The following is a 13,387-nucleotide window of genomic DNA, read 5'->3' as shown; positions in this document are numbered from 1 at the left end:
GGCGTTGTCGTCGGTCGCCGACGCCCGGACCCGGCGACCGCCGGGACCGGCGCTGTCGCACCCACGCCGTACGATCGAGGAATGAGCACAAGGATCGCCTTCCTCAAGGGGCACGGCACCGAGAACGACTTCGTGATCGTCCCGGACCCCGAGAACGCCCTCGACCTGTCCCCGGCCGCCGTCGCCGCCCTGTGCGACCGCCGGGCGGGCATCGGCGGCGACGGCGTGCTGCACGTCGTGCGGTCCGCGGCCCACCCGGAGGCCCGGGAGATGGCCGCCGAGGCAGAGTGGTTCATGGACTACCGCAACGGCGACGGCTCCGTCGCCGAGATGTGCGGCAACGGCGTCCGTGTGTTCGCGCGCTACCTCCAGCACGCGGGACATGTGGCCGAAGGTGATCTCGCGATCGCCACGCGCGCGGGCGTGAGAACCGTCCACCTCGCCAAGGACGGCGACGTCACCGTCGGCATGGGCCGCGCCAGCCTCCCCGAGGGGGAGGTCACGGTGACCGTCGGCGAGCGCGGCTGGCCCGCGCGCAACGTGAACATGGGCAACCCGCACGCGGTGGCCTTCGTCGCCGACCTCGCGCACGCCGGCGACCTGTACTCCGCCCCGCCGGTCGCCCCGGCGGCCGCCTACCCGGACGGGGTGAACGTCGAGTTCGTCGTCGACCGCGGCCCCCGTCACGTCGCCATGCGCGTGCACGAGCGCGGCTCCGGCGAGACCCGCTCCTGCGGCACGGGCGCGTGCGCCGTCGCCGTGGCCGCCGCCCGGCGTGACGGCATCGACCCGGCCGTCACCGGCACCCCGGCGACGTACACCGTCGACCTGCCCGGCGGGCGCCTCGTCATCACCGAGCGGCCCGACGGAGAGATCGAGATGACCGGGCCCGCCGTGATCGTCGCCGAGGGCGAGATCGACGCCGACTGGCTCGCCCGTGCGCTCGGCTGAATCGAAAATCTAAACCTCGTTGCCCTCGCTCGAATGGGTGATCCGTTTCACGCTGGGCGAGAGGCGGTCGGCCGGGCGTGGTGGGCTCGGTAGCATCAAGCACCGGCACGGACGGGGGAACGTCGCCATTCCCTGAGCCGCGTATGCCCTGGGGCTCCGTCCGCCGGTCCACGAGCCGGAGGTGCCCATGAGTGCGGAGGCCACGAACCCTGCGACCGCTGGCCCGGTAGCGCCCGCGGCGCCACCAGCGTTCACAGCGCCCGCGGCGGTGCGCAGAAAGTCCCGGCCCCGGATCGACCTGCGCCGGCTGGGCCGGGCCGCACTGCTCGGCCCGGCCGGCCGCGACAAGCTGCCCGACGCGATCGGCCACGTCGTGGAGGCGCACCGGGCCCACCACCCCGACGCCGACCTCGAACCCCTGCGCCGGGCCTACGTCCTGGCGGAGTCCTCGCACCGCGGACAGATGCGCAAGAGCGGCGAGCCGTACATCACGCACCCGCTCGCCGTCACCCTGATCCTCGCCGAACTCGGCGCCGAGACCACGACCTTGACGGCCTCCCTGCTGCACGACACCGTCGAGGACACCGAGGTGACGCTGGACCAGGTGCGGGAACAGTTCGGGGAGGAGGTCCGTTATCTGGTCGACGGCGTCACGAAACTGGAGAAGGTCGACTACGGAGCCGCCGCCGAACCGGAGACCTTCCGCAAGATGCTCGTCGCCACCGGCAACGACGTGCGCGTGATGTCGATCAAACTCGCCGACCGCCTGCACAACATGCGCACCCTCGGCGTGATGCGCCCCGAGAAACAGGCGCGGATCGCCAAGGTCACCCGTGACGTCCTCATCCCGCTCGCCGAACGCCTCGGCGTGCAGGCTCTGAAGACCGAGCTGGAGGACCTGGTCTTCGCCATCCTCCACCCCGAGGAGTACGAGCACACCAGAGAACTCATCGCGGAGAACGCCGCCCGCCCCGGCGACCCCCTCGCCGAGGTCGCCGAGGAGATGCGCGGAGTGCTGCGCGAGGCCGACATCCCGGCCGAAGTCCTCATCCGTCCGCGGCACTTCGTCTCCGTCCACCGCGTGTCCCGCAAACGCGGCCGGCTGCGCGGCACCGACTTCGGCCGCCTGCTGGTGCTGGTGAACGAGGACGCGGACTGCTACGGCGTCCTCGGCGAACTGCACACCTGCATGACGCCGGTGGTCTCGGAGTTCAAGGACTTCATCGCCGTACCCAAGTTCAACCTGTACCAGTCCCTGCACACCGCCGTCGCCCGCCCCGACGGCCAGGTGGTCGAGGTCCTCATCCGCACCCACCAGATGCACAAGGTCGCGGAGGCCGGTGTCGTGGCCCTCGGCAACCCCTACGCCCCCGCTCCCGACACCCCCGCCGCGGACAGTCCCGCCCCCGACTCCGCCACGACCGGTCCCGCCACTCCGGCCGCCGCCCCGGCCGACGGCGAGCGCGTCGACCCCACCCGCCCCGGCTGGCTTTCCCGACTCCTCGACTGGCAGCAGGCCGCCCCCGACCCGGACACCTTCTGGTCCACCCTGCGCGAGGACCTCGCCCAGGACCGCGAGATCACCGTCTTCCGCCCCGACGGCGGCACCCTCGGCCTGCCCGAGGGCGCCACCTGCGTGGACGCTGCCTATGCGCAGTACGGCGAGGACGCCCACGCCTGCATCGGCGCCCGCGTCAACGGCCGGCTGGCCACCCTCAGCACGGTCCTGCGCGACGGTGACACCGTCCAGCTCCTCATGGGCCAGGACCCGGCCTCCGAGCCCTCCCGGGAGTGGCTGGAGCACGCCCACACACCGGCCGCCCGCATCGCCATCCAGCGCTGGCTGGCGGCCCACCCGGGCGGCGGCACCACCGAGCCCGACCACTCGGCTGCGGCCCAGGACGCGGAGGCCGTCCCACCGGCCGAGCCCGGAGCCGTCCCCACCGGCCCGTCCGCGCGCCCTCCGGATGGCGCCCCGGCCCCCTACCCCCGGCGCGCCGACGTCCTCGCCGACCGGCCCGGCGCCGCCGTACGCCTCGCCGGCTGCTGTACGCCCGTACCACCCGACGAGATCACCGGGTTCGCGGTGCGCGGGGGAGTGGTGACCGTGCACCGCGCGGAGTGCGCCACGGTGGCGCACATGAAGAGCAGAGGGCGCGCGGAGATCGGCGTGCGCTGGGGGGACAGCACCGAATGCCGGGTCACCCTGGTCGCTGAATCGTTCGGTCGCCCCCATCTCCTCGCCGACCTCACCGAGGCGATCGCCCTCCAGGGGGCCGAGATCGTCTCCGCCACCGTCGAACCCCCCAGCCAGCAGCGGGTCCGCCACACCTACACCCTCCAGCTCCCCGACGCGGCCCACCTGCCGACCCTGATGCGCGCCATGCGGGACGTCCCCGGGGTGTACGACGTGAGCCGCGCCCAGCACCAGGCACCGGCCTCCTGACGACGCCACCCGGCCTGCTGGGCCCTCTCTCGGATCCTGCCGGCGTCGGCCTGAGGGCACGGCCACCCCAAGCCGACCTGATCCGGAAGAAAGGACCTACCCGTTCGGGTGGGCCGGTCGCGCGTCGCCACCGCGGACCGGGCAGGCACTGGTAGCGGTGGTCCATGCTGCTGACCCCCTGCTCCCGGACCCGCCCCCCGCTCTCCCGGCGCCTGCGCGTGCTCTCCCGGCACCGGAAGGCGGCCCTCCTCGCCTCCGCCGTCTCCGTCTGCCTCATCGCCGCCGCGGCCCCCGCCGAACCGCTCGGCGTCGGCGACCGCCTCTACCCGTCCCTGGGCAACCCCGGCTACGACGTCGCCTCGTACGACATCTCCCTCACCTACCCCGGCACCAACGACAAGCCGCTGCAGGCCGTCACCACCATCGACGCCTGGACCACCGAGGACCTGGAGCGGCTCAACCTCGACTTCGCGCACGGCACCGTCCGCTCGGTCGAGGTCGACGGGCGCCCCGCACGCTTCACCAGCGCCGGCGAGGACCTCGTCGTCACCCCCGAGCACCCCCTGAGCGAGGGCAGCTGGACCCGGATCACCGTGCGGCACACCAGCGACCCCGTCTCGGGCGAGAACCAGCAGGGCGGCTGGGTGCGCACCTCCGACGGCCTCGCCATGGCGAACCAGGCCGACGCCGCCCACCTGGTGTTCCCGTGCAACGACCACCCGTCCGACAAGGCGATGTTCACCTTCCGGATCACCGCGCCCAACGGCTACACGGCCGTGGCCAACGGCCTGCCCGCCGGCGCCGACCGGGTCGGCCGCACCACCACCTGGACCTACCGCACCCAGCACCCCATGGCCACCGAACTCGCCCAGGTCTCCATCGGCCGCTCCGCCGTGGTGCACCGCCAGGGCCCCCACGGGCTGCCCCTGCGCGACGTCGTGCCCGCCGCCGACCGCAAGACCCTCGAACCCTGGCTCGCGAAGACACCCGCCCAGATCGCCTGGATGGAGAGCAAGGTCGGCCGCTACCCGTTCGAGACCTATGGCGTGCTCATGGCACAGGCCGCGACCGGCTTCGAGCTGGAGACCCAGACCCTCTCGCTCTTCGAGGAGGGCCTGTTCACCGAGCCCGACTTCCCGAAGTGGTACATCGAGTCGGTCATGGTGCACGAGCTGTCCCACCAGTGGTTCGGGGACAGCACCAGCCCCCGCACCTGGTCCGACGTCTGGCTGAACGAGGGCCACGCCACCTGGTACGAGGAGCTGTACGCCGAGGAGACGGCGCACCGGCCCATGGAGGAGCGGATGAAGGCCGCCTACGGCGCCTCGGACCGCTGGCGCGAGGCCGGCGGCCCGCCCGCCCGGCCCAAGCCGCCCGCGCCCGGCCAGAAGATCGGCATCTTCCGGCCCAACATCTACGACGGCGCCGCCCTCGTCCTCTACGCCCTGCGACAGGAGATCGGCCGGCCGGCCTTCGAGCGGCTGGAACGGATCTGGGTCCAGGAACACCGCGACACCACCGCCACCACCGGCGACTTCGTCCGCCTGGCCTCGGCCGTCGCCGGCCGCGACCTCGGGGGCTTCCTCACGGCCTGGCTGTACGGCGAGAAGACCCCGCCCATGCCCGGCCACCCGGACTGGAAGCCGCAGCCCGCGGCCAAGGCCGCCCAGCCCCGCGCCCGGCGATAACCCGGTGACGAGACGGGTCGTACCGTGCGACCATCTAGGGGCCGGCACGCGCACGCGACACGGGAATCTCCCGGGGTACTCGTACGTTGAACACGACGAGCGGCCCGGGCGACCGACCGCCGCGCCGACGCCGTCACGGCAGTCACATCGACGTATCTCATCGACGTAAGGATCCAATGACCTCCTCTTCTTCCGCTTCCCAGGACACCAAGCGCTTCGCGCACACCTATCCCGAGGGTCTTCGGGCCGATGCCCTGATGGAAGAGGACGTCGCCTGGAGCTACGAGATCGACGGCGAGCGGGACGGCGACCAGTTCGACCGCTCCGAGCGCGCGGCCCTGCGCCGCGTGGTGGGCCTCTCCACCGAGCTGGAGGACGTCACCGAGGTCGAGTACCGCCAGCTCCGCCTGGAGCGGGTCGTGCTCGTCGGCGTGTGGACCACCGGCACCGCGCAGGACGCCGACAACTCCCTCGCGGAGCTGGCGGCCCTCGCGGAGACCGCGGGCGCGGTCGTGCTCGACGGCGTGATCCAGCGCCGCGACAAGCCCGACGCGGCCACCTACATCGGTTCCGGCAAGGCCGCCGAGCTGCGCGACGTCGTCCTCGAAACGGGCGCGGACACCGTCATCTGCGACGGTGAGCTGAGCCCCGGCCAGCTGATCCAGCTGGAGGACGTCGTCAAGGTCAAGGTCATCGACCGCACGGCCCTGATCCTCGACATCTTCGCCCAGCACGCCAAGTCCCGCGAGGGCAAGGCGCAGGTCGCGCTCGCGCAGATGCAGTACATGCTGCCGCGGCTGCGCGGCTGGGGTCAGTCGCTGTCCCGGCAGATGGGTGGCGGTCGCGGCGGCCTCGCCACGCGTGGCCCCGGTGAGACGAAGATCGAGACGGACCGGCGCCGGATCCGCGAGAAGATGGCGAAGATGCGCCGGGAGATCGCGGACATGAAGACCGGCCGCGAGATCAAGCGCCAGGAGCGCCGGCGCAACAAGGTGCCGTCCGTCGCCATCGCGGGTTACACCAACGCCGGTAAGTCCTCCCTGCTCAACCGCCTTACGGGCGCCGGTGTCCTGGTCGAGAACGCCCTGTTCGCGACCCTGGACCCGACCGTCCGCCGGGCCGAGACCCCGAGTGGCCGGCTGTACACGCTGGCGGACACCGTCGGCTTCGTCCGGCACCTGCCGCACCACCTGGTCGAGGCGTTCCGCTCCACCATGGAGGAGGTCGGCGACTCCGACCTGATCCTGCACGTGGTGGACGGCTCGCACCCGAACCCGGAGGAGCAGCTGGCCGCCGTACGCGAGGTGATCCGGGACGTCGGCGCCACCGACGTGCCCGAGATCGTCGTGATCAACAAGGCGGACGCGGCCGACCCGCTGGTCCTCCAGCGGCTGCTCCGGGTCGAGAAGCGTTCGATCGCGGTCTCGGCACGTACGGGCCGTGGCCTGGAGGAACTGCTCGGCCTGATCGACAACGAGCTGCCCCGTCCCTCGGTGGAGATCGAGGCGCTCGTGCCGTACACCCGCGGCAAGCTCGTCGCCCGTGCCCACACCGAGGGCGAGGTGATCTCCGAGGAGCACACCGCGGAGGGCACCCTGCTCAAGGTCCGGGTGCACGAGGAGCTGGCTGCGGACCTGGCGCCGTACACGCCGGTCTCCGCGGTCTGACCCGCCCCCGCACGAAGGCCCGCCACCCCACCGGGGTGACGGGCCTCCGTCGTGCTCACCGCGTCAGTCGGGCCACCGGCTCACGCCGGTTCACCAACCTCGTACCGCCGGCTCACCGCCCGGCGAACTGCTTGCTGACCGACTCGTACACGCCCTTGGCCACCTCACCCAGCCGGGGACCGGCCAGCCAGCCCGCGCTCACCGGGCCGATGGACGTGTTGGACACCAGCGCGGGCTTGCCGTCCGCACCCTTCTCCACCCAGCCGCCACCGGAGGAACCACCGGTCATGGTGCAGCCGATCCGGTACATCGTCGGGTCGGACTGCTCGATGGAGAGCCGGCCCGGCTTGTCCTGGCACTGGTACAGCAACTGACCGTCGTACGGCGCCGCCGCCGGGTAGCCGGTCGCCGTGATGCTCTTGACCTGCGGCACGGCCGGCGCGTTGAAGTCCACCGGCAGCGCCCCGCCGACGGTCTCCTCCAGCGACTTGCCGCCGCTGCCCTGCTCCGGCGTCACATGGATGACGGCGAAGTCGTACGAGGCACCGTTGCCGCCCGTCTGACCACCCTCGCTGATCCACTGCTGCGAGGTCTTCGCCGCGTCGGCCCACCACACGCCGTACGGGGCGACCTCGGACCGGGCGGCGTTCTGCAACTGGGCCGCCGACCTGCCCTGGTTGTTGTACGACGGCACGAACGCGATGTTCCGGTACCAGCCGCCCTTCTTGCCGGCGTGCACACAGTGCCCCGCCGTCCACACGAGGTTGGACTTGCCCGGGTGCGCCGGGTCCGTCACGACCGTCGCCGAACAGACCATGGTGCCCTCGGGGGCGTCGAAGAGCAGCTTGCCCGAGGTGGCCGCACCGGTGTGGTACGGCGGCGTCACCGCCTGCGCCTTCACCGGCTGCGGCGCCGGGTCCGTCACGCCCTGGTCACCGGAGAGGTCGTTGTCGTCGACGCCCTGGTCCGGGTCGTCGGCGTGACGCATCCGGTCCGGGTTCCACAGGCCCTTGATGATCGGGTTGATGAAGTCGTTGGCCTCGCGTAGCCAGTCCTGCCTGTTCCAGTTCTTCCAGGCGCCGTTCTTCCACTTGTCGACGTCGATCCCGTGCTCCTTGAGCCTCTTCTTGAGGTCTTCCGGGATCGTGATCTTTCCGTCGCCGGTGCCCACGGTCGCGGTGGGGGTCGACGTGCCGTCGGCGTTGTCGTCACCGTTGCCGTTGCAGGCGGTGGAGGTCAGCGCCAGCGCCGACACGAGGGCGACCGCCGTCAGCGAGGTGGAGGTGCGACGACCACCCCTCCCTCGCCGAGCGGTGAACGACGGCCGTATGGATCGCATGTTCTTGACTCCCTGCTGTGGAACGAACTGGGCGCTTCGGTCCGGACACCGGCGGCGAACTCGCGGACGGTTCACGCCGGTCTCGCGACCTTCTGGGAACGGCAACACACACTATGCCGTCGCCGTGGGGGAGTTCCGACGGGAGGGCAACGGTTCCGTCACAGGGCGTCTGAACAGGGGCTGTTGCACGGGCAGTCGTGCGGTGATCCGGCCGGTGCCCGGGAAGGCGGGACACGTGCCCCGCACCGCCGCGCCAAGGAACTCCGGGCAATCCCGTAACCGCCCGAACCGTCCGCGGTTGTAGCCCGTGGGGCCAGCTGTCCGTGTCCGGTCCCCGAGGATCAACTCGCGCTTGAACAGCGGGGAGGACAACGCGCAGTGACCGTTACGGAGTCGATCGCCGGAGGCACACCCGGTGGCGCACGGGCCGCGCACGAGGGCATCCTGCGACGCCAGTCGGCGCGGGAGTCCTCGGCGCGCACCTACGCCCGCGCCCTGCCCATCGTGCCCGTCCGGGCGCGCGGGCTCACCATCGAGGGCGCCGACGGCAACCGCTACCTGGACTGCCTCTCCGGCGCCGGCACCCTCGCCCTCGGCCACAACCACTCGGTTGTGCTGGAAGCCATCCGCGGTGTCCTCGACTCCGGCGCCCCCCTCTCCGTCCTGGACCTGGCGACCCCCGTCAAGGACGCCTTCGTCACCGAGTTGTTCCACACCCTCCCGCCCGGTCTCGCCGAGCGTGCCCGCGTCCAGTTCTGCGGGCCGGCCGGCACCGACGCCGTCGAGGCCGCCCTCAAACTGGTCCGCGTGGCAACCGGCCGCTCCGGCATCCTCGCCTTCACCGGCGCCTACCACGGCATGACCGCCGGCGCCCTGGCCGCATCCGGCAGCGCGCCCGACATTCAGGTCGCCCGCCTGCCCTACCCGCAGGACTACCGCTGCCCCTTCGGCGTCGGCGGCCGGCCCGGCGCCGAACTCGCCGCACGCTGGACCGAGTCCCTCCTCGACGATCCCAAGTCCGGCGTGCCCCTGCCGGCCGGCATGATCCTCGAACCGGTCCAGGGCGAGGGCGGAGTGATCCCCGCACCGGACGACTGGCTGCGCCGCATGCGCCGGCTCACGGCGGACCGGTCCATCCCGCTGATCGCCGACGAGGTCCAGACCGGAGTGGGCCGCACCGGCGCCTTCTGGGCCGTCGAACACAGCGGCATCACCCCCGACGTCATGGTCCTGTCCAAGGCCATCGGCGGCAGCCTCCCGCTCGCCGTGATCGTCTACCGGGACGACCTCGACGTCTGGCAGCCCGGCGCCCACGCCGGCACCTTCCGCGGCAACCAGCTCGCCATGGCCGCGGGCACCGCCACCCTCGCCTACGTCCGCGAGAACGCCCTCGCCGAACGCGCCGCCACCCTCGGCACCCGCATGCTGGCCCAACTCACGCAACTCACGCACCAGTTCCCCTGTGTCGGAGACGTACGGGGTCGCGGACTGATGATCGGGCTCGAACTGGTGGACCCGGACGCCGACCCCGCCACCGCCCGCCCGGCACCCCCGGACGCACACTCCGATGCCGCACTCCCTGCGCTGGACGCCACCCGCACCGCGCCCCCGGCCGCACCCCACCTGGCCGCCGCCGTACAGCGGGAGTGCCTCCAGCGCGGACTGATCGTCGAACTCGGCGGCCGCCACACATCCGTGGTCCGGCTGCTCCCGCCCCTGACCATCAGCGACGAACAGGCGACCGCCGTCCTCGACCGCCTGGCCGACGCGGTCGCGGCGGCGGCCCGCCACCACCAGACCCACGGTCCACACCAGCAGCGCCACCCCGGCCCTGCCCCGCGCACGGGCTGAACCCCAGGCACGCCCCAACCGACCTCCCACACCAGCACCGGTACCGGCCCGCAGACCGTCACCCCAGTCCATCCCCACTCCGCCCCCTTGCCGGGCACCCCAGCCGACGCCCACCGCCGGCCACAACCGCACATCGCCACCGTCCACGCCCCGCTCCCCATCCCCCTCGCTCTCGGCCGCGAAGCAGCGGCGACCGAGCGGGAGCGGTCGACACACCGCCCGCCCAGCCCAGAGGAGCCGTCATGAACGCCACCCCCAGCCCCGACGGCCGCTCCGGCGCCCCCTTCTCCGCCGTACCGCCCACCGAGCCGGTCCCACAGCAGAAGACGCGAGCAGGGGATGACACCCGGCGGACGGCACCCGGCGCCGACCCGCTGGAGGACCCCGACCCCCGCGCCGTGGCCCAGGCCGCCGCCGTCGACAACCTCCTGCGCTGCTGGGCCCGCGAAACCGGCCTCGCCGCCCCCACGAACGGCAGCCTCCGCATCCCGCTGCCCGCCAGCGGCACGACCCTCATCGCACCGGTCCGCTACTGGTCCCCGACCGGCTGGCACCGCTTCGGCCCACCACGCCTCTCCCACGCCCCCGACACCGCACCCCCCATCGACGCCGTCACCCTCGCCGCGCTCCTCGCCAGAGAATCCACCGGCCATCCGAACAGCACGGGCCACTCCTCAGACCCCACCGCCACCGGCTCCGGCCACACCACCGGGCCCTGCCCCGGCAGCGGTCCCTGCCGCGACACCTGCCACGAGACCGACACCGGCACCGGCGGCGGTGACGGCACCGCCCCCACACCCGGCGACGGCGCCGACCTCGTCGCCAGGGTGGCCGACTCCGTCCGCCGTACCGCCGCCTTCGTCCGGCACCGGCGTGCAGACCCCGCCGACACCGCCGACCTCTTCCTCAGCGCCGAACAGGCCCTCCTCCTCGGACACCCCCTGCACCCGACCCCGAAGAGCCGGGAGGGGCTCACCGACTCCGAAGCCGACCGGTACTCACCGGAGTTGCGTGGCTCCTTCCCCCTGCACTGGCTGGCCGTCGCCCCCTCTCTCCTCGCGACCGACTCGGCTTGGACCGAGCGAGGTCGTCCCGTTCCCGCAGGCCACCTCGTCCGCCGGCTCGCCGGCGCCGAACTGCCCCTGCCCGACGGTTACACCGCCCTGCCACTGCACCCTTGGCAGGCGCGCGAGGTACGCCATCGCGCCTCCGTCGCCGCACTGCTCGACTCCGGTCTCCTCCGCGACCTCGGCCCCCTCGGCACTCGCTGGCACCCCACCTCCTCCGTGAGAACCGTCCACCGATCCGGTGCCCCCGCGATGCTCAAGCTCTCGCTGGCCCTGCGCATCACCAACTCCCGCCGCGAGAACCTCCGCAAGGAACTGCACCGCGGAGCCGAGGTGCACCGACTGCTGCGCACCGGCCTGGCCCGTCAGTGGCAGGCGGCACACCCCGGCTTCGACATCGTCCGCGACCCGGCCTGGCTCGCCGTGGACGACCCGGACGGCCTGCCCGTGCCGGGACTCGACGTGGTGATCCGGCACGACCCGTTCACCCCGGCCGACGACGTCGGCTGTGTGGCCGGGCTCGTCTCACTCCGCCCTCTCGCCGTGCCGACCACCGGCACCGCGCCTCGCCACGCCACCGCTCCGCCGATGCGGTCCCGCCTGGCCCAGCTCGTCGTACGCCTCGCCACACGCACCGGCCGTCCCGTCGGCGCCGTCGCCGCCGAGTGGTTCCTGCGCTACCTGGAGCAGGTCGTCCGGCCCGTGCTCTGGCTGGACAGCGAAGCCGGTATCGCCCTCGAAGCCCACCAGCAGAACACGCTGCTCCTGCTGGACAGCGACGGCTGGCCCGCCGGCGGCCGCTACCGGGACAACCAGGGCTACTACTTCCGCGAGTCCCGGCGAGCCGAACTGGACGCCAGGCTGCCCGGCATCGGCGAGCACAGTGACACCTTCGTCTCGGACGAGGTCACCGACGAACGCTTCGCCTACTACCTCGCCGTCAACAACGTGCTCGGCCTGATCGGCGCCTTCGGCTCCCAGCGCCTCGCCGACGAACGACTGCTCCTCGCGGCGTTCCACCGTTTCCTCACCGGCCTCGCCTCAGGGCCCGCCCCGCTGCGCACCTCCCTTCCCGGCCACCTGCTGGACTCACCCGTCCTGCACTGCAAGGCCAACCTGCTGACCCGGCTGCACGGCCTCGACGAACTCGTCGGCCCGGTCGACACCCAGTCCGTCTACGTCACCATCGCCAACCCCCTTCACTCCTGAACGTCGTACCCGCACGTACCACTTGAGCGGACCGTCCCTTCAGCGAGCGGCACCGCCTCCCGCACATCCGAGGAAGCTGACCCCCTCGTCTCCCGAGAGGAGCGCACCGTGCCTCCCACCGACGCGAGCGCCGGAACCGGTTCCGCCTCCGCCCGCCAGGACAGCGCCGACCGCCGAGCCGCCACCGCGGGCCCGCGGAACTCCCGGTTCGGCCGGCTCACCGTCGAGGACGACGACCCGGACAGCGAGGACACACTGGAGCTGTGCCTGCCCGCCCGGTTCGTCGCCCTCCGTGCCGGGGCGCCGGGCGGCCTCCTCAGCCGGCTCGCCCCATGGGGTCCGGTCACGACCCCCGTCGGCTCCTTCCAACTCGTGCCCGTGCACATCGACCAGGACCTGCCCCTCGTGCACCGCTGGATGAACGACCCCGCCGTCGCGGAGTTCTGGGAACTGGCCGGCTCCCGGAACCGGACGGAGTCCCACCTGCGGGCGCAGCTCCGGGGCCACGGGCGCAGCGTGCCGTGTCTCGGCGTCCTCGACGGCACCCCGATGAGCTATTGGGAGATCTACCGGGCAGACCTGGATCCGCTGGCCCGCCACTATCCGGCCCGTTCGCACGACACCGGCATCCATCTCCTCGTCGGTGACGCCGCGGACCGGGGGCGAGGGTTGGGCTCCGCCCTGCTCCGAGCCGTGGCCGACCTGATCCTCGACCGGTGTCCCACCTGCCCACGCGTCGTGTCAGAGCCCGATCTTCGCAACACCCCCTCCGTCGCCGCGTTCCTGAGCGCCGGCTTCCGGTACGCGGCCGAGGTCGACCTGCCCGACAAGCGGGCCGCCCTCATGATCCGGGACCGGGTCCTGCGCGATGTTCTGTAGCGTCGAGTGACCGAGCGCTCACCATGAGATACGAGCGGCGGGCCCGCGGTGTTCCCGGCTCGGGAAGAAATCTCGACGGAAATCCGGCACACCCGTCCGGGGAGCCGTAGACCGGGGCCGTCACCTTCACGGCACCGGCACCCAGGGGTCCCGGCCACCGCTGCTGCCCGGAGTGGCGAGGCGCCGTACGTCCACACCGCTCCCGCCATCGGCCCAGCCCCAGCTCCCTCCGAAGCCGGGCCACCCCCACCTCCGACGAGCCCCTCCGAGCCCAGCCCACCCAGGAGTCC

At 72.5% G+C, this 13,387-nt stretch carries 8 protein-coding genes; 7 read left to right on the top strand and 1 reads right to left on the bottom strand.

The genetic code is table 11. The annotated features are described in order from the left end of the window. The first annotated feature begins 81 nt into the window (after positions 1-81). From dapF to hflX, 4 genes are all read left to right on the top strand, one after another. Positions 82-951, top strand: a complete 870-nt coding sequence (gene dapF / locus ACZ3ZD_RS24895) for a diaminopimelate epimerase (RefSeq protein WP_467401274.1) — start codon at positions 82-84, stop codon at positions 949-951. Positions 952-1,138: 187 nt separating this feature from the next. Continuing rightward, positions 1,139-3,397: a RelA/SpoT family protein gene (locus ACZ3ZD_RS24890; RefSeq protein ID WP_467401271.1), complete on the top strand. Its 2,259-nt coding sequence runs from the start codon at positions 1,139-1,141 to the stop codon at positions 3,395-3,397. Between the two features lie 164 nt (positions 3,398-3,561). Further along, the gene (locus ACZ3ZD_RS24885; protein ID WP_467401269.1) at positions 3,562-5,085 is read left to right on the top strand and encodes a M1 family metallopeptidase; all 1,524 of its coding nucleotides are present in this window, start codon (positions 3,562-3,564) and stop codon (positions 5,083-5,085) included. Positions 5,086-5,261: 176 nt separating this feature from the next. After that, complete coding sequence (gene hflX, locus ACZ3ZD_RS24880) at positions 5,262-6,752, top strand: GTPase HflX (RefSeq protein ID WP_467401265.1); 1,491 nt, start codon at positions 5,262-5,264, stop codon at positions 6,750-6,752. Between the two features lie 112 nt (positions 6,753-6,864). Here the strand turns inward: hflX and ACZ3ZD_RS24875 are convergent, their stop codons facing one another. After that, entirely contained in the window at positions 6,865-8,091 is a 1,227-nt protein-coding gene (locus tag ACZ3ZD_RS24875; protein ID WP_467401263.1) for a trypsin-like serine peptidase, read from the bottom strand. A 378-nt stretch (positions 8,092-8,469) separates the two neighbouring features. Between ACZ3ZD_RS24875 and ACZ3ZD_RS24870 the strand changes: the two genes are divergently transcribed. The 3 genes from ACZ3ZD_RS24870 (at position 8,470) to ACZ3ZD_RS24860 (ending at position 13,097) form a co-directional block, all read left to right on the top strand. After that, entirely contained in the window at positions 8,470-9,942 is a 1,473-nt protein-coding gene (locus ACZ3ZD_RS24870) for a diaminobutyrate--2-oxoglutarate transaminase family protein (protein WP_467401260.1), read from the top strand. Positions 9,943-10,184: 242 nt separating this feature from the next. Next, entirely contained in the window at positions 10,185-12,218 is a 2,034-nt protein-coding gene (locus tag ACZ3ZD_RS24865; RefSeq protein ID WP_467401258.1) for an IucA/IucC family protein, read from the top strand. Between the two features lie 108 nt (positions 12,219-12,326). After that, positions 12,327-13,097: a GNAT family N-acetyltransferase gene (locus ACZ3ZD_RS24860; RefSeq protein ID WP_467401255.1), complete on the top strand. Its 771-nt coding sequence runs from the start codon at positions 12,327-12,329 to the stop codon at positions 13,095-13,097. Positions 13,098-13,387: the final 290 nt, after the last annotated feature.

The organism is Streptomyces sp. NPDC023481 (assembly GCF_055560195.1).
The sequence above is the reverse complement of the archived record's forward strand: the minus strand, read 5'-3'. Positions and strand labels throughout refer to the sequence as shown.